The organism is Anaeromyxobacter sp. Red801, assembly GCF_049201065.2.
Taxonomy (GTDB): domain Bacteria; phylum Myxococcota; class Myxococcia; order Myxococcales; family Anaeromyxobacteraceae; genus Anaeromyxobacter.
This window is the reverse complement of the sequence record NZ_CM181236.1, coordinates 3,375,641-3,398,695: the sequence shown is the minus strand read 5'-3', so window position 1 is coordinate 3,398,695 and position 23,055 is coordinate 3,375,641. Positions and strand designations below refer to the sequence as shown.

Below are 23,055 nucleotides of genomic sequence, written 5' to 3'. Positions count from 1 at the left end.
TCGCACCGTGCGCGGGGGCGCACGGCGGGTGGAGCGCGGGCGCGCGGTCAGGCGAGCGGCGGGAAGGGCCGCACCATGCGCGCGACGAACGGCATGTCGGGGTGCAGCTCGGCCTTGCCGGCGTGGATGGCGTGCCGCAGCTCCTCCTGCGACGGCACGATCTCGACCGGCGAGAGCACCTTCTGGAAGGAGCGGTGGTGGTGCGCGAACGGCCGGTTGCGCGTGACGTTCTGCGCCGCGAGCTGCTCCAGGCCGAACCAGAGCGGCTGGGAGAGCTTCGGCGCGAAGCCCTCCAGCGCCAGCACGAACGCGTTTCGCGTGCCGATGGCGCCGCGCTGCACCGTGGACCAGGCCGCCCGCGCCGGGAGGTTGTCCACCAGCCCGCCGTCCACCAGCCGGAACACGTCGTGCTTCTCGAGCAGGGCGGCGAGCAGGCGGTGCATGCGCTCGTCGTCGCGCAGCACGTCGTAGTGGATGACGCCGGGGAGGGCGGAGGAGAACCCCACCGCGTCGATGGCGTCGAACGCGTGGGTCTCGGCGTCGGCGCCCAGGTAGATGCGCGCGAACCGGTCGCGCTGCACGATGAGCTCGCCCACCGCCTGGAGCACGTCGGAGAACATGCGGGTGAGCGCGCTCGGGCGCGGCGCGCGGGCGTCCAGGTCGAGCAGGTGCTCGTAGTAGCCCGGGTCGCGGGGCAGGGCGCCGTTGCGGATCCCGGTGACCGCCACCACCAGCGGCACGGCCAGCTGGCCGAGCGTGAGCGGGTGGCCGTCGGGGCCCTTCAGGAACTCGCCGATGGCGGCGCGCAGGTACAGGCGCAGCGCCGCGGGCAGGCCGTAGCGGTTCCCGGTCTGGAGGAAGCGGAACAGCGTGCGGAAGGAGAGCCCACTCAGCGCCTCGTCCACGTCGTCCGGGTTCCAGCGCGCGCGGCGCGCCCGGAACAGGAGCAGCACCGAGCCCATGCTCGTGCCGGCGAGCAGCCGCGGCACGAGGCCGTACTGCTCCAGCAGCGCGAACGCGCCCAGGTACGACCAGGCCACGCCGCCGCCGCCGCCGCACACCAGCACCAGCGCCTTCTCGCAGACCTCGCGGTCGAGCGCGCCCGGCGCGAGCCGCCCCTCCGCCGCCGCCACGGCCCGCGCCCGGAACGCGCGGGCGCGCAGCGACAGGTTCGGCACCATCCCGGTCGCCGCGGCGCGGTCCGGCCCGCCCGGCGCGAGCAGGGCCGAGACGAGCGGGCGGACGTCCTCGCGGAACGGCGCGAGCGCCGGCGCGACGTCCACCTCGCCGCCGTCCTGCGCGCGCACCCGGCCGACCCGCGCCAGGTTGAGCGCGTAGCGCAGCGCCGCCTCGTCGCGCTCGGACAGCCACGCGGGCGTGCTCACCACCGAGCGGACCAGCGCGGCCTCGGCCTCCTCGAACGGGCGGATGGCCTCGTGGTGGAGGTCGAGCGGGTCTTCGGGCGGGACGGGGCGCATCGGGGGCGCGCGCATTCTACGCCGCGGCCCCGACGCCCCCGTACCCCACCTCGGCGCACCCGGCCGCCGGGCGCGGGCGCGGGCTAGCGGACGACGTCCTCGAACGCCTGGCGCACCGCCGCGGTGACGCGCGCGTACTCCGCCAGGAAGCGCGCGCCCGGCTCCGCGCCGTAGTAGCCGAGCCGCCGCGCGAGCTGGTGCAGCGGCGGCCCGCTCGCGGGCAGGTGGTCGATGGTGAAGTCGTGGACGATGCGCAGGCGCAGCTCCACGTGGCGCAGGAACTCGTACCCGCGCGCGAGCGCCTCGTGCTCGGCCTCGCGCAGCAGGCCCGCGGCGCGCAGCGCGCGGAGCGCGACCGGCGTCGAGGGGGTGCGGATGGAGGGGTGGTCGTGGCCGTGCGCGAGCTGGAGGTACTGCGCCGCGAACTCCACGTCCACCAGGCCGCCGCGCCCGGTCTTCGGGTTCTTCCCGTGCGACGCCTCGCGCGACAGCTCCGACTCCATCCGCTCCCGCATGCGCCGGATCTCGGCGGCGAGCGCGGCGGGGTCCTCGCGCCGGCCGTACACCGCCGGCACGATGGCGCGCGCGTTCACGTCCTCGAACAGCGCGCGGTCGCCGGCCACGAAGCGGGCGCGGAGCAGGGCCTGGCGCTCCCAGAGCTGGCTGCGCACCGCGCCGGCCGCGCCGTCGCGCGCGACGCCGCCCGGGAGCGCCTCGCCGGTGTGGTAGCGCACGAAGCCCTCGGCCCCGATCACCAGCGCGCCCTGGTTGCCGGAGGGGCGCAGGCGCGTGTCGATCTGGTAGAGCCGCCCCTCGCGCAGCGGCATCTGCAGGAACGACATGAAGCGCTGCGCGAGCCGGGCGTAGCGCTCGAAGCCGGGCTCGGCGCCGCCGGGGTAGAGGAAGATGAGGTCGAGGTCGGAGTGGTAGCCGAGCTCGCGCCCGCCCAGCTTCCCCATGCCGATGACGCAGAGCCGCCCGGGCGGCAGCACGCCCTTGGCGCGCGCCTCGTCCTCGGCCAGGGTGAGGCACGCCTCCAGGCACGACTCGGCCAGGTCCGAGAGCTGGCCGGCGACGCTGGGCAGGTCCACGGTGCCGGCGATGTCGTGGATGGCGACGCGCAGCACCTCCTCGTTCTTGTAGCGGCGCAGCTCGCCCAGCTCGTGCTCCAGCAGGTCGTCGAGCGGCAGCGTGCGGTCCACCGCCGCGAGGCGCTCGCGCACCTCGGCGCGGAGCTCGTCGAGCGCCTTCTCCAGCACCACCTGGTCCTCGCGGAGCAGCAGGTCGATGAGCTCGGGGTGGCGCAGGAAGCGCTTGGAGAGGAAGTCGGAGGTGCCGAACAGCGAGAGCAGCAGCCGGGCGATGCGGCGGTGCTCGGCCAGCATCTTGAAGTACGGGTCGGGGTTGCGGAGCGCGGCGGCGAAGTCGGCCAGGTGCGAGAGCGCCTGGTCCGGATCCGGCGTGCCGAGCGCGTCGGCGAGGAGCGACACGGCCGCGGCGGGGTCGCCGAGCGGCGAGAACGGCGTGCGCCGCCGCGCCATCGAGTCGATGGCGGCGATGGCGCGGTCCGGGTCGGCGAGGCCGCGGCGGGTCGCGATGGCGGCGCGGCGATCGGCGGGCACGTCGGCGTCGGCCAGCAGCGCCAGCTCGGGATCGAGCGGGGCGGCGCCGGCGCCGGTGCCGAGCAGGCCGGCGAAGTGGCGGGCCACGCGCTCGCGGTGGTCGGAGAGCACCGCCTCGAACGCCTGCTCGGAGGCGTACCCCATGGCGCGGGCCAGGCCGGTCCGCTCGCCGGGCGGCGGCAGGCGCTGCGTCTGCGCGCCGTCCACCATCTGGACGCGGTGCTCGGCGCGGCGCAGGAACAGGTACGCGTCGGCGAGCTCGTCGCGGTCCTTCGCCGGGACCACGCCGGCGAACAGGAGCCGCTCCAGCGCCGGCAGCACCGCGCGCTCGCGGAGCGGCCGGCCCTCGTCGCGCCCGCCGTGCAGGAGCTGCAGCGCCGAGACGAAGAACTCCACCTCGCGGATCCCGCCGCGGCCCAGCTTCAGGTCGTCCTTGCCCTCGGCGCCGGCGCGGGCGTCGATGCGCGCCTTCATCGCCTGGATCTCCGCCACCACGTCGAGGTCCAGGCTGCGCCGCCACACGAACGGCTCGAGGTGCCGGACCAGCTCGTCGCCCACCGCGAGGTCGCCGGCGCCGGGGCGCGCCTTCACCAGCGCGTTGCGCTCCCAGGTCCGCCCGAACGCCTGGTAGTAGTACTCGGCCGCCGGGATGCTGTTCACGATGGGCCCGCTCCGGCCGTCCGGCCGGAGGTTCAGGTCCACCCGGAACACGAAGCCGTCCTCGGTGGGCTTGGCGATGGCCTCGGTGACGTGCTCGGCGAGCTTCGCGTAGTAGGCGAAGTGCGTGAGCGGCTTCGGCCCGTCGGTCTGGCCGTCCTGGCCGTAGACGTAGATGAGGTCGATGTCGGAGGAGAAGTTGAGCTCGCGCGCGCCGAGCTTGCCCATGGCGATGGCGCAGAACCCGGCGCCGGCCTCGCGCCCGGCCAGGCCGGCCGGGGCGCCGTGGCGGGCGCGCAGGAGCCGGTCGTGGAAGCGGATGGCGGCGTCCACGCAGGCGCAGGCGAGCGCGGACAGCTCGGCGGTGATCTCCTTCACCCGGGCCCGGCGGAGGTCGCGGAGCGCGATGCGCACCACCTCGCGCGCGCGCAGCCGCCGGAGCAGGCGGTGGAAGCCGTCCACGTCCTCGGGCTCGAGGCGGCGTGCGGTCCGGGAGAGCACGCGGCGCAGGTCGGCCTCGGTGCGCGGGCGGAGCAGGTGCGGCGAGCGGGCGGCGCGGCGGAGCAGCCGCGGGTCGCGCGCGAGCAGGGCGGAGACCAGCCGCGAACCGCCGCAGAGGAGCGCGAGCGCCTCCAGCAGGTCCGGCTCGGCGGGCAGCGCGCCGGCGCCGTCCACGTACCGCTCGATGCCGGCGAGCGCCAGGTCGGGATCCGGCGCGTAGGCGCACGCCTCGCGCACCGCGGCGATCCGGCCGGGGAACTTCTTCTCGAGGCGGGCGAGCCGCTCCTGGGACTCCGGGGCGCGGGGCTCGAGGGGTGGCAGGCCGGGGATGGCGTGCGAGGTGGGCATCGGCCGGCCATCATAGCGCCGCGCCGGGGCGCACCCCGCCGGATGCGCACGCCGCGCTGGCCGGGCGCGCCCGCGCCGCGCTACCTTCCGCGGATGCGCACCCTCGTGCTCGCGGCCGTCCCCCTGGCGCTCCTCGCCGCCTGCTGCACCGACGGTTCACCGGCCTCGGCGCCGCAGCCGTCCGCCGCTCCGTCCGCCGCGCCGCCGGCCGCGGCGGGGCGGGGCGACGCGGGCGCGCCCGGGGCTCCGGTCCGGGCCGGGCCCGGCGAGGCCGGCGCGGCCACCTCGGCGCCGCCCGCGCGGGCGCACGCCCCGGCGCCGGCCGGCGCGTGCCGGCGGACCGGCTGCGCCGGGGAGCTGTGCGCCGCCGAGGACCTCGTCTCGCCGTGCATCATGAAGCCGGAGTTCGCCTGCTACGTCGCGGCCCGCTGCGAGCGCCAGGCGGACGGCGCCTGCGGGTGGACCGACGAAGCGGCGCTGCGGCGCTGCCTGTCCGAGAAGCGGGCGGAGCAGCCGGCGGACCGGATCCAGTAGGCCGTCCTCAGGCCTCCGCGTCGCCCTCGCCCGCCTCGTCGGCCTCCTCCCTCGGCGGCGCGCGGCCGGCGCGGGAGAGCCCGTGCTGCTTGATCTTCTTGTGCAGGTTGGTGCGCTCGACGCCGAGCGCCTGCGCGGCCTGGGTGATGTTCCAGTCGTGCTCCTCGAGCCGCGCCAGGATGTAGTCGCGCTCGACGAGGTCCCGGAGCTCCTTCAGCGGCACCTCGCCGTACCGCGACAGGTCCGCGGAGCCGGGCGGCGGGGGCGGCGCGGCGCGCGGGCCGACCGTCTCCGGCACGTCGGCGGAGGTGATGCGCTCGCCGCTCATGATCACCATCCGCTCGCACACGTTGCGGAGCTCGCGGACGTTGCCCGGCCAGCGGTGCTGCTTCAGCCGGTCGTAGACGTCGGGCTCCACGGGCTTCGGGCGCAGGCCGTTCTCGCGCGTGGCGAGCTGGAAGAAGCGCTCCGCGAGCACCGGCACGTCCTCGAGCCGGTCGCGCAGCGGCGGCACGGTGAGCGGCACGACGTTCAGGCGGAAGAACAGGTCCTCGCGGAACGTGCCGTTCCGCACCTCCTCCTCCAGGTCCTTGTTGGTCGCGGCGATGATCCGGACGTCCACCGTGAACGCCTTCTCGCTGCCGACCCGGACCACCTCGCCGGTCTGGAGCGCGCGGAGCACCTTCGCCTGGGCGGACAGCCCCATGTCGCCGATCTCGTCGAGGAACAGCGTCCCGCCGTGCGCCACCTCGAACTGGCCGCGCCGGCGCGCCGCGGCGCCCGAGAAGCTGCCCTTCTCGTGGCCGAACAGCTCCGACTCGATGAGCTCGGACGGGATGGCCGCGCAGTTCACCTTCACGAACGGCCCGTCGGCGCGCCTCGACTGCCGGTGGACCTCGGCCGCCACCAGCTCCTTGCCGGTGCCGGACTCGCCCAGGACCAGCACGCGGCCGCTGGTGGGCGCCACCTTGCCGATGTCGTCCCGCAGCTTCCGCATGGCCGGGCTCTCGCCCAGCATGTCGTCGGAGAAGCGGCGCTCGCGCGCGGAGAGCGCCTGCACCTTGCCCTCGAGGTCCCGGCGCGAGAGCGCGTTGCGCACCGAGACGAGGACGCGGTCGCGGTCCACCGGCTTGGAGAAGAAGTCGGTGGCGCCGCGCTTCACCGCGTCCACCACGTCGCTCGTGTCGGCGTGGCCGGAGATCATGATGACCGGCAGGTCGCGCCACAGCTCGCGGGCGCGGGAGAGCAGGGCCAGGCCGTCCATGCCGGGGAGGCGGATGTCGAAGACGCCCAGGTCCACCGGCTCGGCCTGGAGCACCTCCAGCCCCTGCTCGGCGCTCTCGGCCTCCAGCACCGCGTAGCCCTCGGCCTCGAGCACCATCCGCAGCGTGCGCCGGATGTTCCGCTCGTCGTCCACCACCAGGATGTTCGCCTTGGTCGGGTCCATGCGCGCGCGATCATAGGCGACCTCGGCCCGGGACGCCCGCGCCGCGCGCGGTGGGCCGCCGTCACACCTCGGCGGGCCGGGCCAGGATCACGAGCGAGCGCGCCTCCACCTGGACCGCGCCCCGGGCCTCCACCGGCCCGTGCCGCCCGTCCGGCTCGGCGCAGGTGTCCTCGAGCACCAGCCACCGCCGGCCCCACTCGACCGCCGGGAGCACGTAGCGGACCGGCTCGTGGTGCGCGTTGAGCAGCACGAGGAGCGTGTCGCCCACGATCCGCTCCCCGTGCTCGTCGGGGCTGGCGATGGCGTCGCCGCCCAGCAGGAACGCGACGGACCGCGCGAACGGCTCGGCCCAGTCCGCCTCGGTCATCTCGGTGCCGTCCGGCCGGAACCAGGCCAGGTCCTTCACCGACGAGTCCCACAGCTGCGCGCCGCGGAAGAAGCCGCGCCGCTGCAGCACCGGCTGCGAGAGGCGCAGGCGGATCATGCGCCGGGTGAACGCGAGCAGCGCGCGGCGCCGCTCGTCGAGGTCCCAGTCCACCCAGGCCAGCTCGTCGTCGTGGCAGTACGCGTTGTTGTTGCCGCGCTGCGTCTTCCCCATCTCGTCGCCGGCGGCGATCATCGGGATGCCCTGCGAGACGAGCAGCGTCGCCATGAGGTTCCGCTGCTGGCGGTCGCGCAGCGCCAGCACCGCCGGGTCGTCGGTCTCGCCCTCCACGCCGCAGTTCCAGGAGAAGTTCTCGTCGGTCCCGTCGCGGTTCTCCTCGCCGTTCGCCTCGTTGTGCTTGCGGTCGTAGGAGACGAGGTCGCGCAGCGTGAACCCGTCGTGCGCGGTGACGAAGTTCACGCTGGCGTAGATCTTCCGGCCGGCGGGCTCGTAGAGGTCGGCCGAGCCGGTGAGCCGGTAGCCCATCTCCGGCTGCTGGTCCCCGTCGCCCTTCCAGAAGCGGCGCACCACGTCGCGGTACTTCCCGTTCCACTCCGACCAGATCACCGGGAACGCGCCGACCTTGTAGCCGTCCGGCCCGACGTCCCACGGCTCGGCGATGAGCTTCACCTGCCGCAGCACCGGGTCCTGGTGCACCGCGGCCAGGAACCGCGAGGCCTCGTCGAAGGTCTCCGGGTCGCGCGCCAGCGTGACGGCCAGGTCGAAGCGGAAGCCGTCCACGTGCATCTCGGTGACCCAGTAGCGGAGCGAGTCCATCACCAGCGCCAGCGTCTGGGGCCGGGTGAGGTCGAGCGAGTTGCCGGTGCCGGTGTAGTCGGCGTAGTACCGCGGCGCCTCGCCCGCGAGCCGGTAGTACGTCCGGTTGTCGAGCCCCTTCAGCGAGAGCGTCGGGCCGAGGTGGTTGCCCTCGCAGGTGTGGTTGTAGACCACGTCGAGGATCACCTCGAGGCCGGCGCGGTGCAGCGCCTTCACCATGCCGCGGAACTCGTTCACCTGCTCGCCCGGGCCGCGGCGCGCCGCGTAGCGCGGCTCCGGCGCGAGGTACGCGAGCGTGGAGTAGCCCCAGTAGTTGCGCAGCCCGCGCTGGAGCAGGAACGCGTCGTCCACGAACGCGTGCACCGGCAGCAGCTCGACGGCGGTCACGCCCAGGCGCGCCAGGTGCTCGAGCGCGGGCGGGGAGGCGAGCCCGGCGTACGTGCCGCGCAGCTCCGGCGGGACCTCCGGGTGACGCATGGTGAAGCCGCGCACGTGCAGCTCGTAGACGACGGTGCGGTGCAGCGGCGTGCACGGGGGCCGGTCGCCCTCCCAGTCGTAGTGGTTGCCCACCACCACCGCGCGCGGCACCCACGGCGCGGAGTCCTCGGGGTCCGGGGTGAGGTCCTCGTCCGGCGCGCCGCGCCGGTAGCCGAACACCGCGCCGCGCAGGTCGGCCTCGCCGGTCAGCTCGCGCGCGTACGGGTCGACGAGGAGCTTGGCCGGGTTGTAGCGGTGCCCCGCCTCCGGCTCGTAGGGCCCGTGCGCCCGGTAGCCGTAGGGCGTGCCCGGGCCGATGCCGGGGAGGTAGGCGTGCCACACGTGGCCGGTGCGGGCGCCGAGCCGGAGGCGCCGCCGCTCGGTGGCCGGCTCGGCGGGATCGTACAGGCAGAGCTCGACCGCGTCGGCGTGGCGCGCGTAGACCGCGAAGTTGGTGCCCTCGCCGTCGAACGCCGCGCCCAGCGGGTAGGGTCGGCCAGGCCAGGTGCGATCGCCGTTCATGGGGCCTCCGTCGCGGCCTCCACCACAAGATGGGACCCCCGCGGCGCGCCCGCCAGGACGACGGAGGGTCCGGGTGGGGGCCGTGCCTCAGCGCGCCGCGGCCGGCGCCCGCCCGATGCAGAAGTAGCTGAACCCCTGTTCGCGCATCTCCTCGGGCTCGAACACGTTGCGCCCGTCGAACACCACCGGCGCGCGGAGCAGGGCCTTCATGCGCTCGAAGTCCGGGTTGCGGAACTCGCTCCACTCCGTGACGACGAACAGCGCGTCGGCCCCCTCCAGCGCCTCGTACGGCCCGGGCGCGAACGTCACCCGCTCGCCGAAGCGCCGCCGGGCGCGGTCCATGGCCACCGGGTCGTACGCCTGCACCCGCGCGCCCTTGCCCAGCAGCCCCTCGATGACCTCGACCGAGGGCGCCTCGCGCATGTCGTCGGTGCGCGGCTTGAACGCGAGCCCCCACACCCCGAAGACCTTGCCGGCGAGATCGCCGAAGTGTCGCACCGCGCGCGCGAGCAGGTGGCGCTTCTGGCGCTCGTTGGTCTTCTCCACCGCGCGGAGCAGGTCGAGGTCCACGCCGTGGCGGCGGCCGGTGGCGAGCAGCGCCTTCACGTCCTTGGGGAAGCAGGAGCCGCCGTAGCCGATCCCCGGGAACAGGAACGGGTAGCCGATGCGCGTGTCCGCGCCCACGCCGCGCCGGACCTGCTCCGCGTCGGCGCCCACCTTGTCGCAGAGCAGCGCGATGTCGTTCATGAACGAGATGCGCGTCGCGAGCATCGCGTTCGCCGCGTACTTCACCATCTCCGCCGAGCGCGGCTCCATGAACAGGATGGGCCGCTCGGTCCGCACGAACGGCGCGTAGAGCTCGCGCATGATCCGCCGGGCGCGGTCGCTGCTCGCGCCCACCACCACGCGGTCCGGCCGCTGGAAGTCCTCGAGCGCCGCCCCCTCCTTCAGGAACTCGGGGTTGGAGACCACGTCCACCTCGAAGCGGGCGCGGCGGGCCATGATCTCCTGGATGCGCCCGGCGGTGCCGACCGGCACGGTGCTCTTGGTCGCGACCACGGTGTAGTGCTTCACCGCGCGCGCCACCTCCTCGGCGGCCTCCATCACGTGGCGGAGCTCGGCGTCGCCGTCCTCGCCCTCGGGCGTGCCGACCGCGAGGAACACCACCTTGGCGCGCCCGGTCGCCTGCGCCAGGTCGGTGCCGAAGCGGAGGCGCCCCTCGCGCAGGTTGCGCCGGACCAGCTCCTCCAGCCCCGGCTCGTAGATCGGCACCTCGCCGCGCTGGAGCCGCTCGACCTTCCCGGCGTCGGTGTCCACGCAGCTGACGTCGTTGCCGGACTCCGCGAGGCAGGTCCCGGTGACCAGCCCCACGTACCCCGCGCCCACCACCGCGATCCGCATCCATCCCCCTCGGCCGCTAGCCCGGATCCTCCTGCGCCACCCGCTCGCGCCGCCGCGCCGGCGCCCGGCGCCGCGCCGCGCGCTCGCGCGCCTCGCGCACGTGGGCGGCGAGCGCCTCGGCCCGGTGGGCCGCGGTGTGCTCGGCGAGGACGCGCCGCCGCGCCCGCGCGCCCACCGCCCGGCGCTCGTCCTCCGGGAGCCGCTCCAGGATCGCGAGCGCGTCGGCGGTGGAGCGGGCCAGCAGGAGCTCCCGCCCGGGCGCGAACACGGTCTCGATCCCGGGCCACGGGTCGGACACGATCGGCGTCGCGCACGCCGCCGCCTCGAACAGCCGCACCGACGGCGACCAGCCGGCGCGGACCATGTCGGCGCGGGTGACGTTCAGCGTGAAGCGCTGCGCGGCGTAGAACGCGGCGTGCTCGCCGGGCGCGAGATGCTCGATGCGCCCGACGTTGGCGGGCCAGTCGAGGCCGGGCGGGTACTGCGGGCCCGCCACCACGAAGCGGCGGCCGGGGCGGCGCCGCGCCGGCTCGAGCAGCAGCCGCTCCAGCGCGGGCTGGCGGTCGGCGCCGTAGGTGCCGACGTAGCCGAGGTCCCAGCGCGGCGCCGCGCCGGGCGCGGCGGCCGGGCGGTGCACCTCCGGGTCGGCGCTGCAGTAGAGCGCCCGCGCGGCGGGCGCGCCCAGCTCGCGCTCGATGCGCGCGAGCATGGGACCGCCGGTGAAGGACAGGTACAGGTCGAAGCCGGGCACGAGCGCCGGGGTGAGGTACTCGCACTCGCCGCGGACGAGCCGGGCCACCGTGACCGGCGTGTCGATGTCGTAGAACGCGGTGACGCCGCGCGCGAGCTCCTGCACCAGCGCGCCCACCTCCACGCCGTCCGGCACGTACGAGCCGACCACCGCGAGGTCCGCGCGGCGGAGCGTCTCCCCCAGCCGCTCGCGCAGCTCGGCCACCGACCGGTACAGCTCGAGCCGGCAGAACGCGGGGGCGGCGAGGTCGCGGTTCGCGGCGTACCAGGGCACGTCGCGCTCCAGGAACGTGACGCGGTGCCCGGCGGCGGCGAGGGCGCGGCACAGCGCGCGGTAGGTGGTGGCGTGCCGTTGCCCCAAGACGACGTGATGGAGAGCCCCACGAACACCACGTCGAGCGCGCCGGCCGTCATTCGGCCCAGCCCTGGGCGAGGGCGCGCTCGGGGGCGGGCCGGACGCCGGGCACCCCCAGCGCGGCCTCCACCACCTCGGCGCGCTGCGCGTAGGTGTGCTCGGCGAGCACCCGCCGGCGGGCGGCGGCGCCGACGCGCCGGGCGCGGGCCGCGTCCAGCCCGTCCAGCAGCGCGGCCACCTCGTCGCCGTCGCGGGCGACCAGGATCTCCTCGCCGGGCGCGAGGAACCGCTCGATCCCGTCCCACGCGTCGGTCACGATGCAGGCGCCCGCGCCGGCCGCCTCGAACACGCGGGTGGCGGGGGAGAAGCCGTTCGCGGCCATGCTGTCGCGCGAGACGTTCAGCACCGCCCGCGCGGTGGAGTTCCAGGCGTTGTGATCGGCGGTGCCCACGTGGCCGGCGCGCCGCACGTTCGGCGGCACCGCCCGGTCCTGCCAGCCCGCCCCGCCGAGCAGGAACCGCCGCCCGGGCAGGGCCGCGGCCGGGCGCAGGAAGAACTCCTCCACGCGCGCCTCGCGATCGGGCAGGCGGTTGGCGAGCAGCGCCAGGTCGGCCTCGAAGCGCGGGTCGGGCGCCGCCGGGTGGTGCGTGGCGGGATCGAGCGCGTTGTAAACCGGGACGCAGCGCCGCGCGCCGCACGCCGCGTAGGCGCGGACCACCGGGTCGCCTCCACCATACGTGAACACGAGGTCGTACCGGGGCACCAGCGCGCGGAACGGGTCGGCCGGGTCGGCGGCCAGGCGGGCCAGCGTGGCGGGCGCGTCCACGTCCCAGAACGCCACCCGGTTCCCCGGCCGGCGCAGCCCCGCCACCCGCGCCTCCAGCAGGGCGTCGTGGACGCCCACCCCGCTCGCCTTCACCACCAGATCCGCCCGGGCGGCCTCCTCGAGGCAGCGCTCCAGCGCGGCGGGATCCCCCGGATCCCAGACCACCGAGCGCGCGTACGGTGGATCCGGGATGTCCCGGTGCCGTTGACGGTCGAACGCGTCGGGCTCGTAGAAGGTGAGCGCGTGGCCGCGCGCGTGGAGCGCGCGGGCGAGCCCGCGGTAGTAGGTGGCCGCCCCGTTCCAGTAGGCGGACACCAGGCTCGAGGCGAAGAAGGCGATCCGAAGCCGTTCGGGCATGGGTGTGACGGGCGGCCTCCGGGCCATCCGCTCGACGAAATGTAGGTTGTCGATCCCCCGCCCGCAGTCTGCGCCGAGGGACCGGGCGTCGCTCGGCGCTGCGCCGCACGCCCGGGGAGCGTTCCCCCGCGAGGCGTGCACGTTGCCCGGTCACGCACCTGTCCGCACGTTTCGCGAGGAGGGCCGCCCTTCATGCCCGGGGGACGGAGCGGAGGGCGGGCCCAGGGACGGCACACGCATGAGCGGACGGAGGATCCTCATCACCGGCGGCGCGGGCTTCATCGGGTCGCACCTGGCCGACCACCTGCTCGCGCACGGCCACGCCGTGCGCGCGCTCGACGTCCTTTCACCCCAGGTGCACGGCCCGGGCGCGGCGCGCCCCGCCTACCTCGCCCGGGAGGTGGAGCTGCAGGTCGGCGACGTGCGCGACCCGGAGGCGGTGCGCCGCGCGCTGCGCGGGGTGGACGCGGTGGTGCACCTCGCCGCGGCGGTCGGCGTCGGCCAGAGCATGTACGAGGTGGAGCGCTACGTCGGCGTGAACGACCTCGGGACCGCCACCCTGCTCCAGGCGCTCATCGAGCGCCCGGTGGAGCGGCTCGTGGTGGCGTCGTCGATGAGCCTGTACGGCGAGGGGCTGTACCGCGACGCGCGCGGCCGCCCGGTCACCGCGGAGCGGACCCGGGCGCAGCTCCTGGCGCGGCGCTGGGAGCCGGCCGGGGAGGGCGGCGCGGCGCTCGAGCCGGTGCCGACGCCGGAGACGAAGCCGCCGGCGCTCGCGTCGATCTACGCGCTCTCGAAGTACGACCAGGAGCGGATGAGCCTGCTGGTGGGCGAGGCGTACGGCATCGCCACCGTCGCGCTGCGCTTCTTCAACGTGTACGGCACGCGCCAGGCGCTCTCGAACCCGTACACCGGCGTCCTCGCCATCTTCGCGGCGCGCTACCTCAACGGCCGTCCCCCGCTGGTCAACGAGGACGGCCTGCAGCGCCGCGACTTCGTGTCGGTGCGCGACGTGGCCGAGGCCTGCCGGCTGGCGCTGACGGTGCCGGGCGCGGCCGGGCAGGTGCTGAACGTCGGCAGCGGCCGCAGCTTCACCGTCCTCGAGGTGGCCGAGCGGCTGGCCTTGGCGCTGGGCCGCGAGGAGCTCCGGCCCGAGGTGACGCAGCGGTACCGCGTGGGCGACATCCGCCACTGCTTCGCGGACATCTCGCGGGCGCGCGCCGTGCTCGGCTACGCGCCGGCGGTGGCGTTCGACGACGGGCTGGCGGAGCTGGCCGGGTGGCTGGAGGGCCAGATCGCGCACGACCGGGTGGGCGAGGCGAGCGCGGAGCTGGCCGCGCGGGGGCTGTCGCTGTGATCGCCGAGCGCGTGCTGGTGGTGGGCGGGGCGGGGTTCATCGGCGCGAACCTCGCGCACCGGCTGCTCTCGTCCGGGACGCGGGTGCGGATCCTCGACAGCCTGGCGCGCCCGGGGGTGGAGCGGAACCTGGCCTGGCTGCGCGCCACGCACGGCGATCGGCTCGAGGTGATCGCGGGCGACGTGCGCGACCCGGGCGCGGTGGCGCGCGCGGTGGAGGGCGCGGCGGCGGTGTTCCACCTGGCCGCGCAGGTGGCGGTGACCACCTCGCTCGTGGACCCGGTCCAGGACTTCGAGGTCAACGCGCGCGGCACCCTCAACGTGCTGGAGGCGGTGCGCCGCCAGGACCCGCCGCCCTTCGTGCTCTTCACGTCCACCAACAAGGTCTACGGCGCGCTCGAGGACGTGCTCCTCGAGGTCGCCGGCCGGCGGTACGCTCCGGTCGATCCGGGGCTGCACCGCGGGATCTCCGAGGCGCGGAACCTCGCCTTCCACTCACCGTACGGCTGCTCCAAGGGCGCCGCCGAGCAGTACGTGCTCGACTGGGCGCGCACCTACGGCGTGCCCGCCACCGTGTTCCGGATGAGCTGCATCTACGGGCCGCACCAGCTCGGCACCGAGGACCAGGGCTGGGTGGCGCACTTCCTCATCCAGGCCATGGCCCGGCGGCCCATCACGCTCTACGGCGACGGGAAGCAGGTGCGCGACATCCTGTTCGTGGAGGACCTGCTCGACGCGTTCCTGGCGGCGCGCGAGCGCCCGCGCGAGGTGGCCGGGCGCGCCTTCAACCTCGGGGGCGGGCCGGACAACACGGTGAGCCTGCTCGAGCTGCTCGAGCTCGTCGAGGCGCTGGAGGGCGTGCGCCCCCGGGTGACGCTCGAGCCGTGGCGCCTCGCCGACCAGCGCTGGTACGTGTCCGATCCCTCCGCCTTCGCGGCGCTGGCCGGCTGGGCGCCGCGCACCGGCGTCCGGGAGGGCGTGGGGCGTCTGCACGCGTGGCTCGCGGCGGCGGCGCGGCCGCAGCGCCCGGCCGCGCTCGGGGAGGCGGCGACCTAGATGGCCGCGCGCATGCGCGCCGCGGTGCTGGCGGGCCCGCGGCGGATCGAGCTCGCCGAGGTGGAGCGGCCCCGGCCCGGGCCGGGGCAGGTGCTGGTGCGCCTGCACGGCTGCGGCGTGTGCGGCTCCAACCTGGCGCCGTGGCAGGGGCGGGCCTGGTTCACCTATCCGTTCGCGCCGGGCGTGCCGGGCCACGAGGGCTGGGGCGTGGTGGAGCGGCTGGGCGCGGGCGTCGAGGGGCTGGTGGAGGGGCAGCGGGTGGCGCTGCTCTCCGGGGCCGCCTTCGCGGACTACGACCTCGCCGCCGCCGACCGCGTCCTGCCCATCCCGGACGGCGTCGCCGGCGCGTTCCCCGGCGAGGCGCTCGGCTGCGCGGTGAACGTGTTCCGCCGGGCCGCCATCGCGCAGGGCGACACGGTGGCGGTGGTGGGGGCGGGCTTCCTCGGGCTGGTGGTCCTCCGCCTGGCGGCGCTGGCCGGGGCGCGGGTGCTGGCGCTCTCGCGCCGGGAGACGTCGCTCGGGCTGGCGCGGCGCTTCGGGGCGGACGAGGCCATCTCGACCGGCGATCCCGGGGCCGCCGAGGCGCGCGTCCGGGATCTCACCGGCGGGCGCATGTGCGAGGTGGTGGTCGAGGCGATCGGTTCGCAGGAGGCGCTGGACCTCGCCTCCCGGCTGGTGGCCGAGGGCGGGCGGCTCGCCATCGCCGGCTACCACCAGGACGGCCCCCGGACCGTGGACATGCAGTCGTGGAACTGGCGCGGGATCGACGTCGTGAACGCCCACGAGCGCGATCTCGCGGTGCAGCGGGAGGGGGTCCTCGCGGCGGCGCGGCTGGTGGCGGAGGGGCGGCTCGATCCCGGGCCGCTCTACCGGAGCTTTCCGCTCGACCGGCTCGCCGACGCATTCCAGGCGATGGAGGAGCGGCCGGACGGCTTCGTGAAGGCCCTCGTCACCCCATGATCGCGTACCCATCGGCCGGCCCGGCGCGCCCGCGGCTCGGCTTCCTCGGCGTCGGCTGGATCGGCCGGCACCGCCTGCGCGCCATCCTCGAGTCCGGCGCGGCCACCGCCGCCGCGCTCGCCGATCCGAGCGCCGCCGCGGCCCGCGAGGCCGCCTCGGCGCTGGACGGCTGCCTGGTGGTGCCCGACCTCGACGCGCTGCTCGACCTGGGCGTGGACGGGGTGGTCATCGCCACGCCGTCGGCCCTGCACGCGGAGCAGGCGGTGCGGGCGCTGCGGCGCGGGGTGGCGGTGTTCTGCCAGAAGCCGCTCGCGCGGACCGCGCCGGAGGCGCGGCGGGTGGTGGAGGCGGCGCGCGCCGCCGACCGGCTCCTCGGCGTGGACCTCTCGTACCGCCACGTGGCGGGCATGGACCGGGTGCGCGCGCTCGTCGCGGAGGGCGCGCTCGGCGAGGTGTACGCCGCGCACCTCTCCTTCCACAACGCGTACGGGCCGGACAAGTCCTGGTTCTACGACGCGCGCCTGTCCGGCGGCGGCTGCCTGGTGGACCTCGGGATCCACCTGGTGGACCTGGCGCTCTGGACGCTGGGCGGTCCCGGGGTGGACACGGTGAGCGCGACGCTGCGCTCGGGTGGCAAGCGGCTGCGCGGCCGAGAGAGCGGCCTCGTGGAGGACTACGCCGCCGCCCAGCTCGAGCTGGGGAACGGCACCGCCGTGCAGCTCTCCTGCTCGTGGCGCCTCTCCGCCGGCCAGGACTGCGCCATCGAGGCCGCGTTCTACGGCACCCGGGGCGGCGCGGCGCTCCGCAACGTCCACGGGTCCTTCTACGACTTCCTGGTGGAGCGCTTCCACGGCACGCGCCGCGAGCTGCTGGCCGCCCCGCCCGACGCGTGGGGCGGCCGGGCCGCGGTGGCCTGGGCGCGCGCGCTCGCGGCGGGCGGCCGCTACGACCCGGCGGTCGAGTCGATCCTCGACGTCCAGGCCACCCTGGACCGGATCTACGAGGCGTGACCGACCGTGAAGATCCTCCTGCACGCCGACGCGGTGGGGGGCGTCCTCACCTACGCGCTGGAGCTCGCGGCGGCCCTGGCGGCCCGCGGCGCCGCGGTGGTGCTCGCCACCGAGGGCGGCCCGGTGCCGGAGGGCGCGCGCCGGCGGCTGCGCGCCGTCCCGGGGCTGGTGCACGAGGAGGCCGGCTTCCGGCTCGAGTGGATGGACGAGCCCTGGGACGACGTGGCCCGCGCCGGCGAGTGGCTGCTCGGGATCGAGCGGCGCGAGCGCCCGGACGTGGTGCACCTCGGCGCGTTCGCGCACGGCCGCCTCCCGTTCCGCGCGCCGCGCCTGGTGGTGGGCCACTCCTGCGTGGTCTCCTGGTACGAGGCGGTCCGCGGCGAGTCGCCCCCGCCGGCATGGGACCGCTACCGCCGCGCGGTGCGCGAGGGCCTCGCCGCGGCGGACGCGGTCGCCGCCCCCAGCGCCGCCATGGCGCGCGCGCTGGCGCGCCACCACGGCCCGCTGGCGCCGCCGGCGGTGATCCCGAACGGCCGCGACCCGGCGCGCTTCCCGCCCGGCGAGAAGGCGGCGCTGGTCATGGGCGCGGGCCGCCTCTGGGACGAGGCGAAGGGCGCGGCGGCGCTGGCGCGGGTCGCGCCCAGGCTCCCGTGGCCGGTGGCGATCGCGGGCGAGGCCCGCGCGCCCGGGGGGACGGATGCGCCGCCGCCCGGGCCCGCCACCGGCGATCCGACCCCGCGCGCGCTGCCGCCCGGGCCCGCCCACCTGCTCGGGCGCCTCGAGGAGGCGGACCTCGCCGCCTGGCTCGCGCGCGCGGCGGTGTTCGCGCACCCCGCCCGCTACGAGCCGTTCGGCCTGGCGGTGCTGGAGGCGGCGCTGGCGGGGTGCGCGCTGGTGCTCGCCGAGCTCGAGAGCCTGCGCGAGACCTGGGACGGCTGCGCCGAGTGGGTCCCGCCCCGGGACGACGCGGCGCTCGCCGCGGCGCTGCGCAGGCTCTGCGGAGATCCGGGGCGGCGCGAGGCGCTCGCCGTCCGCGCCCGGACGCGCGCGCTCCGGCTCGGGCCCGGCCCGATGGCGGACGCGTACCTCGACCTCTACCGCGGGCTCGCCGCCCGCGCCGGAGCCCGGCCGTGAAGATCGCGCTCTTCGTCCACTCGCTCCGCTCCGACTGGAACCACGGGAACGCCCACTTCCTGCGCGGGGTCGCCTCGGAGCTGGTCCACCGCGGCCACGCCGTCACCGCCTGGGAGGCGCTCGGCGCCTGGAGCGCGGAGAACCTGGTGCGCGACCACGGCGCCGCGGCGCTCGAGGCGTGGCGCGAGGCCTACCCGGAGCTCCCGGTCCGCACCTACGCGCCCGGCGCGCTCGACGCGGCCGAGGCGCTGGACGGCGTGGACCTGGCGCTCGTGCACGAGTGGAACGACCCCGAGGTGGTGGCGCGGGTCGGCGCCGAGCGCGCCCGGCGCCCGTCGCTCCGGCTCCTGTTCCACGACACGCACCACCGCGCCGTGACCGCGCCCGGCGAGCTGGCCCGCTTCGACCTGTCCCGCTACGACGGCGTGCTCGCGTTCGGCGAGGCGCTGGCCGGGATCTGGCGCGCGCGCGGCTTCGAGGGGCGCGCCTTCACCTGGCACGAGGCGGCCGACGTCCGCCGCTTCCACCCGCGCGCCGGGGCGCCGGAGGGCGACCTGGTGTTCGTGGGGAACTGGGGCGACGAGGAGCGCACCGCCGAGCTGGACGAGTTCCTGCTCGGGCCGGTGCGGGCGCTCGGGATCTCCGCGACGGTGCACGGCGTGCGCTACCCGGACGCCGGCCTGCGCGCGCTCGCCGCCGCCGGGATCGCCTACCGCGGCTACCTGCCGAACCACCGTGCCCCGGAGGTGCTCGCGCGCCACCGCGTCACCGTGCACGTGCCGCGGCGGCCGTACGCCGAGGCGCTGCCGGGCATCCCCACCATCCGGCCGTTCGAGGCGCTCGCCTGCGGGGTCCCGCTGGTGAGCGCGCCGTGGCGGGACGCCGAGCGGCTGTTCCGCCCCGGGGTGGACTTCCTGGTCGCGCGCGACGGCGCCGAGATGGCGCGCCACCTGCGCGCGGTGCTGTCGGAGCCGGGGCTGGCGCGGGAGCTGGCCGCGAACGGGCTCGAGACCGTCCGCGCGCGCCACACCTGCGCGCACCGCGCCGACGCGCTGCTCGCCATCGCGGCGGGGCTGGGGTGAGCGCCGCCGCGCCGCCGCCGGCGCCGGGCGGGCACGAGGCCCGGGCCGCGGCGCGCGCGCTGACCGTGCTCGCGGTGGCGGCGGGGTTCGGCTTCCTGTGGGTGGCGCGCGACCTGCTCGTGCCGACGGCGCTCGGCGTCACGCTGGCGCTCTCGGTCCACCCGCTGGTCGCGGCGCTGGAGCGGCGCGGGCTCTCGCGCACGCTCGCCGCGATCGCGGGCACGCTGCTGACGGTGGCGGTGCTCGCCGCCATCGGCTGGGTGCTCTGGGATCGCATCGCCGCCTTCGCCGACGAGCTGCCCGGCTACGAGGGGCGGCTCCGCGAGGCCGCCGCCGGGATCCGGCGCCACGCGGCGCACCTTCAGGCGCAGTCCGAGCAGCTGGTCCAGACGCCGCGCCGCCCGGGCGAGGTGAAGGTGCAGGAGACGGTGCCCTGGGCCACGCTGCTCGTCGGCACCGCGCAGGGCGCGCTCACGCTGGCCGGCCAGGCGACGGTGGTGGTGTTCGTCCTGTACTTCACGCTGGCGGAGGGACCGCGCTTCCGCGCGAAGCTGCTCGCCCGCGCCGAGCGCCGCCCGGGCGGGCGGGCCCGGGTCCTCGCCGCGCTGGAGGAGCTCCACCGCGACGTGGAGCAGTACATGCTGAACCGGGTGGCGCTGAACGCGATCCTGGGCCTGGTGACCTGGGGCGTGTACGCGCTGTACGGGCTCGAGCACGCCGCCATCTGGGGGATCACCACCGCGCTCCTGCACTTCATCCCGTACGTCGGGCCGGCGCTGGGCCTGTTCCTGCCCGCCGCCATGGCGCTCCTGCAGTACGGCACGGTGAAGGACGTGGCCCTGGTGGCCGCGATCTACCTCGCCCTCGTCAACGTGCAGGGGAACGTGGTGGACCCGGTGTTCCTCGGGAAGCAGCTGCGGCTCTCGCCGCTGGTGGTCTTCCTCGGCTCGCTGTTCTGGTTCTGGCTGTGGGGGCCGGTGGGGCTGTTCCTGGCGGTGCCGCTCCTCTCCACGGTGCGGATCGTCTGCCGCCACCTGCCGCGCTACCGGGTGGTCGCGACCTTCCTCGCCGGCTGACCGGGCGGGCGTGCGCGCGCCCGCCCGCGCCGGCCACGCCCCGCGGGAAGACGCCCGGGCGCCGGCGGGTTCCGGGGGGCGTGACCACGACCGCTGCCGCCCAACCCTCCGGCCGCGCCGGGCGCCGCCGGGGCGGGCTGCTGCGCGCGGCCGAGTTCCTGGTCCCGTTCCGCCTGCCCATCGCCGGCATCCTGCTGGTGGCGCTGACGCTCGCGGGCGTGAACGCGGCCGAGCCGCTGGCGCTGAAGCGCATCTTCGATTCGCTCGCGCTGGCGCGCGGCTGGGACTCGCTCGCGCTCGGGCAGGGCGGCCGCCGCCTGGGGGAGGGCATCCTCGCCCTGGTGGTGCTGGGCCTGCTGCGCGAGGCGTTCGCCGCCACCTCGAACTGGCTCACCTGGCGGACCCGCATCGGCATCCAGTACCGCCTCACCGAGGCCACCGTGGAGCGCCTGCACCGGCTCCCGCTCACGTTCCACCGCGCCGAGGGCGTCGGCGCGCTCATGACCCGGCTCGATCGCTCGATCCAGGGGCTGGTGGGCGCGCTCTCCGACCTCGCGTTCAACGTGGTGCCGGCCGCGGCGTACCTGGTGCTCTCGGTGGTGGTGATGCTGCGGCTGGAGTGGCGGCTGGCGCTGCTGGTGCTGGCGTTCGCGCCGCTCCCGGCGCTCATCGCGCGGCTGGCCGCGCCCATGCAGACCCGCCGCGAGCGCACGCTGCTGGACCGCTGGGTGCACATCTACTCGCGGTTCAACGAGGTGCTCTCGGGCATCGTGACGGTGAAGAGCTTCACCATGGAGGAGGCGGAGAAGCGCCGCTTCCTCGACGAGGTGAACTCGGCCAACGAGGTGGTGATCCGCGGCGTGGGCGTGGACGCCGGGGTGGGCGCCGCGCAGAACCTGGTGCAGATCGCGGCCCGCGTGGCCGCGCTGACGCTGGGCGGGGTGCTGGTGCTGCGCGGGCAGATGACCGCCGGCACGCTGGTGGCGTTCCTCGGCTACGTGGGCGGCCTGTTCGGCCCGGTGCTGGGCCTCGCCGGCGTCTACAAGACGCTCCGCACCGCGCAGGTGTCCGTCGAGGAGGTGTACGCGATCCTCGACGCGCAGGACCTGCTCGGCGACGCGCCGGACGCGCGCGAGATGGTGCGCCTGCGCGGCGACGTGCGCTGGGAGCGCGTGCGCTTCGCCTACCCGGGCGGCGGCCCGCCGCTCCTCGACGGCGTGGACCTGCACGTCCGCGAGGGCGAGCGCGTCGCCATCGTCGGCCCGTCCGGCTCGGGCAAGTCCACGCTGGTGTCGCTGGTGCAGCGCTTCTACGATCCGACCGAGGGCGTGGTGCGCGTGGACGGCATCGACGTCCGCAAGCTCAAGCAGGTGGCGCTCCGGCGCCAGATCGGGGTGGTGTTCCAGGACTCGCTGCTGTTCAACGAGTCGGTCCTCGCCAACATCGCCTACGGCCGGCCGGGCGCCACCCGCGCCGAGATCGAGGCGGCCGCGCGCGCCGCCAACGCCCACGACTTCATCGTGCGGCTGCCCCAGGGCTACGACACGGTGGTGGGCGAGCGCGGCAGCCGGCTCTCGGTGGGCGAGCGCCAGCGCGTCTCGATCGCGCGCACGCTGCTGAAGCAGCCGGCGATCCTCATCCTGGACGAGCCCACCTCGGCGCTCGACGCCGAGTCGGAGGCGCTGGTCTCGGAGGCGCTGGCCCGCGTCTCCCGGCGCCGCACCACCCTCGTCATCGCGCACCGCCTCTCCACCGTGGTGGACGCGGACCGGATCGTGGTGCTGCGCGAGGGGCGCATCGTCGAGCAGGGCCGGCACGCCGAGCTGGTCGCCCGGGGCGGCCACTACGCCAGCCTGGTGGCGAAGCAGACCCGCGGGATGTTCCCGCTGGCGGCGTGACGGGGCGGCGCGCGCCGGGGGCCGCCGGCGCGCGCCCGCCGAGGCGCCTAGAACCCCGCCGGCTTGCCCGGCTCGAGCACCCGCACCTCGGCCTTGCCCTTCAGCGCCGCCCGCAGCTCCTCCGGCGTCCCCGCGATCGCCGGGAACGTGCCGAAGTGCATGGGCACCACGGTGCGGGGCCGCACGTAGCTCACCGCGATCGCGGCGGCCTTCGGGTCCATGGTGAAGTGGCCGCCGATGCAGGTCAGCATCACGTCCACCCGGCCGAAGCGCTCCGGGAGCTGCTTCATGTCCTGCGTCAGGTCGGTGTCGCCCGTGTGGTAGATCGTCGGGCCGCCCTTCACCTGGATCACGAAGCCCATCGGGTTTCCGCCGGGGTGCACGGCGCCCTTGTCGTCGGCGAACCCGGAGCTGTGGACCGCGGCGACCATGGTGACCGCGGCGTCGCCGGCCTGGATCGTGCCGCCCATGTTCCCGAGCGTCTCCATCCCGGCCTGGTCCTTCGGGTAGCCGGCCGCGACGAGCGAGCTCCCCAGGTCGAAGTTGGTGATGAGCTTCGCCCCGGTGCGCTTCGCGATCGCGATGGCGTCGCCCACGTGGTCGAAGTGGCCGTGGCTGACGAGGATGTAGTCCACCTTCGGGAGCTTCCCGGCGAGGCCGGGCTCGGGCGCCTTGGGGTTCGAGAGCCACGGATCGATGGCGAGCACGGTGCCGCCGGGCGTCGTCACCACGAAGGCCGCGTGGCCGTACCAGGTGACCTCGGTCTTGCCGCGCGCGGCCTTCGGCTGGGCGGAGGCGGCGAGGGGCGCGGCGGCGAGCGCCGCGAGGGCGAGCGCGGCGAGGCGCGCGAGGGGGCGTGAGGCGGACGGCATCCGGGGCTCCTTTCGATCGCGCCCGGGGCGGGCGCGGACGAAGCGGTCTTCTAGCGCCCCGGTGGGCAGCGGGGCGGACTCGTTCGGGGATGTAGGCATCACCCTGCGTGAATGCCCCTGGGCGGCGCCGCGCCG

17 protein-coding genes are annotated in these 23,055 nt (G+C 76.0%); 9 read left to right on the top strand and 8 right to left on the bottom strand.

Translation table 11 applies throughout. The annotated features are described in order from the left end of the window. Window positions 1–47: 47 nt before the first annotated feature. Together ACOQFB_RS15620 and glnE are read right to left on the bottom strand one after the other, a co-directional pair. Window positions 48–1,493, bottom strand: coding sequence for a patatin-like phospholipase family protein (locus tag ACOQFB_RS15620; RefSeq protein ID WP_421609349.1), 1,446 nt, complete (start codon window positions 1,491–1,493; stop codon window positions 48–50). A 68-nt stretch (window positions 1,494–1,561) separates the two neighbouring features. Then, the gene (glnE, locus tag ACOQFB_RS15615; protein WP_421609348.1) at window positions 1,562–4,606 is read right to left on the bottom strand and encodes a bifunctional [glutamate--ammonia ligase]-adenylyl-L-tyrosine phosphorylase/[glutamate--ammonia-ligase] adenylyltransferase; all 3,045 of its coding nucleotides are present in this window, start codon (window positions 4,604–4,606) and stop codon (window positions 1,562–1,564) included. 93 nt (window positions 4,607–4,699) lie between these two features. Here glnE and ACOQFB_RS15610 point away from each other — a divergent pair, with 93 nt between their 5' ends. Next, the gene (locus tag ACOQFB_RS15610) at window positions 4,700–5,140 is read left to right on the top strand and encodes a hypothetical protein (protein ID WP_421609347.1); all 441 of its coding nucleotides are present in this window, start codon (window positions 4,700–4,702) and stop codon (window positions 5,138–5,140) included. Window positions 5,141–5,147: 7 nt separating this feature from the next. Here the strand turns inward: ACOQFB_RS15610 and ACOQFB_RS15605 are convergent, their stop codons facing one another. From ACOQFB_RS15605 to ACOQFB_RS15585, 5 genes are all read right to left on the bottom strand, one after another. Then, window positions 5,148–6,587, bottom strand: coding sequence for a sigma-54-dependent transcriptional regulator (locus ACOQFB_RS15605; RefSeq protein WP_421609346.1), 1,440 nt, complete (start codon window positions 6,585–6,587; stop codon window positions 5,148–5,150). Window positions 6,588–6,648: 61 nt separating this feature from the next. Continuing rightward, a complete protein-coding gene (glgX, locus tag ACOQFB_RS15600; RefSeq protein WP_059439364.1) occupies window positions 6,649–8,787 on the bottom strand; it encodes a glycogen debranching protein GlgX in 2,139 nt (712 codons plus the stop codon). Between the two features lie 87 nt (window positions 8,788–8,874). Continuing rightward, window positions 8,875–10,188 carry a UDP-glucose dehydrogenase family protein gene (locus ACOQFB_RS15595; protein WP_059439365.1) on the bottom strand — a complete coding sequence of 438 codons (1,314 nt, stop codon included), beginning with the start codon at window positions 10,186–10,188 and terminating at the stop codon, window positions 8,875–8,877. Between the two features lie 16 nt (window positions 10,189–10,204). Continuing rightward, window positions 10,205–11,299 carry a glycosyltransferase family protein gene (locus ACOQFB_RS15590; protein WP_494492271.1) on the bottom strand — a complete coding sequence of 365 codons (1,095 nt, stop codon included), beginning with the start codon at window positions 11,297–11,299 and terminating at the stop codon, window positions 10,205–10,207. 49 nt (window positions 11,300–11,348) lie between these two features. After that, window positions 11,349–12,476, bottom strand: coding sequence for a CgeB family protein (locus ACOQFB_RS15585; RefSeq protein ID WP_421609344.1), 1,128 nt, complete (start codon window positions 12,474–12,476; stop codon window positions 11,349–11,351). A gap of 238 nt (window positions 12,477–12,714) precedes the next feature. Between ACOQFB_RS15585 and ACOQFB_RS15580 the strand changes: the two genes are divergently transcribed. The 8 genes from ACOQFB_RS15580 to ACOQFB_RS15545 all read left to right on the top strand — a co-directional run bounded on the left by ACOQFB_RS15580 (window position 12,715) and on the right by ACOQFB_RS15545 (window position 22,048). Further along, window positions 12,715–13,833, top strand: coding sequence for an NAD-dependent epimerase/dehydratase family protein (locus ACOQFB_RS15580; RefSeq protein ID WP_421609343.1), 1,119 nt, complete (start codon window positions 12,715–12,717; stop codon window positions 13,831–13,833). After that, window positions 13,830–14,888, top strand: a complete 1,059-nt coding sequence (locus ACOQFB_RS15575; RefSeq protein WP_421609342.1) for an SDR family NAD(P)-dependent oxidoreductase — start codon at window positions 13,830–13,832, stop codon at window positions 14,886–14,888. Before ACOQFB_RS15580 ends, ACOQFB_RS15575 begins: the two co-directional genes overlap by 4 nt. Next, complete coding sequence (locus ACOQFB_RS15570) at window positions 14,889–15,848, top strand: MDR/zinc-dependent alcohol dehydrogenase-like family protein (RefSeq protein ID WP_421609341.1); 960 nt, start codon at window positions 14,889–14,891, stop codon at window positions 15,846–15,848. Then, the gene (locus ACOQFB_RS15565; protein ID WP_059438109.1) at window positions 15,845–16,858 is read left to right on the top strand and encodes a Gfo/Idh/MocA family protein; all 1,014 of its coding nucleotides are present in this window, start codon (window positions 15,845–15,847) and stop codon (window positions 16,856–16,858) included. Before ACOQFB_RS15570 ends, ACOQFB_RS15565 begins: the two co-directional genes overlap by 4 nt. A gap of 6 nt (window positions 16,859–16,864) precedes the next feature. Continuing rightward, the gene (locus tag ACOQFB_RS15560) at window positions 16,865–17,992 is read left to right on the top strand and encodes a glycosyltransferase (protein ID WP_421609340.1); all 1,128 of its coding nucleotides are present in this window, start codon (window positions 16,865–16,867) and stop codon (window positions 17,990–17,992) included. Continuing rightward, complete coding sequence (locus ACOQFB_RS15555; protein WP_421609339.1) at window positions 17,989–19,074, top strand: CgeB family protein; 1,086 nt, start codon at window positions 17,989–17,991, stop codon at window positions 19,072–19,074. Before ACOQFB_RS15560 ends, ACOQFB_RS15555 begins: the two co-directional genes overlap by 4 nt. Continuing rightward, window positions 19,071–20,150 (top strand): AI-2E family transporter, encoded by a 1,080-nt coding sequence (locus ACOQFB_RS15550; RefSeq protein WP_059438112.1) that lies wholly within the window; start codon window positions 19,071–19,073, stop codon window positions 20,148–20,150. Before ACOQFB_RS15555 ends, ACOQFB_RS15550 begins: the two co-directional genes overlap by 4 nt. A gap of 80 nt (window positions 20,151–20,230) precedes the next feature. Next, the gene (locus tag ACOQFB_RS15545; RefSeq protein ID WP_421609338.1) at window positions 20,231–22,048 is read left to right on the top strand and encodes an ABC transporter ATP-binding protein; all 1,818 of its coding nucleotides are present in this window, start codon (window positions 20,231–20,233) and stop codon (window positions 22,046–22,048) included. A 47-nt stretch (window positions 22,049–22,095) separates the two neighbouring features. Here ACOQFB_RS15545 and ACOQFB_RS15540 read toward each other — a convergent pair whose 3' ends face one another. Then, complete coding sequence (locus tag ACOQFB_RS15540; RefSeq protein ID WP_059438114.1) at window positions 22,096–22,920, bottom strand: metal-dependent hydrolase; 825 nt, start codon at window positions 22,918–22,920, stop codon at window positions 22,096–22,098. Window positions 22,921–23,055: the final 135 nt, after the last annotated feature.

What these genes read in the sequence shown, in the direction of transcription:
- ACOQFB_RS15605 (WP_421609346.1), bottom strand. Translation starts at nt 6,587, where the DNA reads ATGGACCCGACCAAGGCGAACATCCTGGTGGTGGACGACGAGCGGAAC.
- ACOQFB_RS15570 (WP_421609341.1), top strand. Translation starts at nt 14,889, where the DNA reads ATGGCCGCGCGCATGCGCGCCGCGGTGCTGGCGGGCCCGCGGCGGATC.
- glgX (WP_059439364.1), bottom strand. Translation starts at nt 8,787, where the DNA reads ATGAACGGCGATCGCACCTGGCCTGGCCGACCCTACCCGCTGGGCGCG.
- ACOQFB_RS15565 (WP_059438109.1), top strand. Translation starts at nt 15,845, where the DNA reads ATGATCGCGTACCCATCGGCCGGCCCGGCGCGCCCGCGGCTCGGCTTC.
- ACOQFB_RS15595 (WP_059439365.1), bottom strand. Translation starts at nt 10,188, where the DNA reads ATGCGGATCGCGGTGGTGGGCGCGGGGTACGTGGGGCTGGTCACCGGG.
- ACOQFB_RS15620 (WP_421609349.1), bottom strand. Translation starts at nt 1,493, where the DNA reads ATGCGCGCGCCCCCGATGCGCCCCGTCCCGCCCGAAGACCCGCTCGAC.
- ACOQFB_RS15580 (WP_421609343.1), top strand. Translation starts at nt 12,715, where the DNA reads ATGAGCGGACGGAGGATCCTCATCACCGGCGGCGCGGGCTTCATCGGG.
- ACOQFB_RS15585 (WP_421609344.1), bottom strand. Translation starts at nt 12,476, where the DNA reads ATGCCCGAACGGCTTCGGATCGCCTTCTTCGCCTCGAGCCTGGTGTCC.
- ACOQFB_RS15540 (WP_059438114.1), bottom strand. Translation starts at nt 22,920, where the DNA reads ATGCCGTCCGCCTCACGCCCCCTCGCGCGCCTCGCCGCGCTCGCCCTC.
- ACOQFB_RS15610 (WP_421609347.1), top strand. Translation starts at nt 4,700, where the DNA reads ATGCGCACCCTCGTGCTCGCGGCCGTCCCCCTGGCGCTCCTCGCCGCC.
- glnE (WP_421609348.1), bottom strand. Translation starts at nt 4,606, where the DNA reads ATGCCCACCTCGCACGCCATCCCCGGCCTGCCACCCCTCGAGCCCCGC.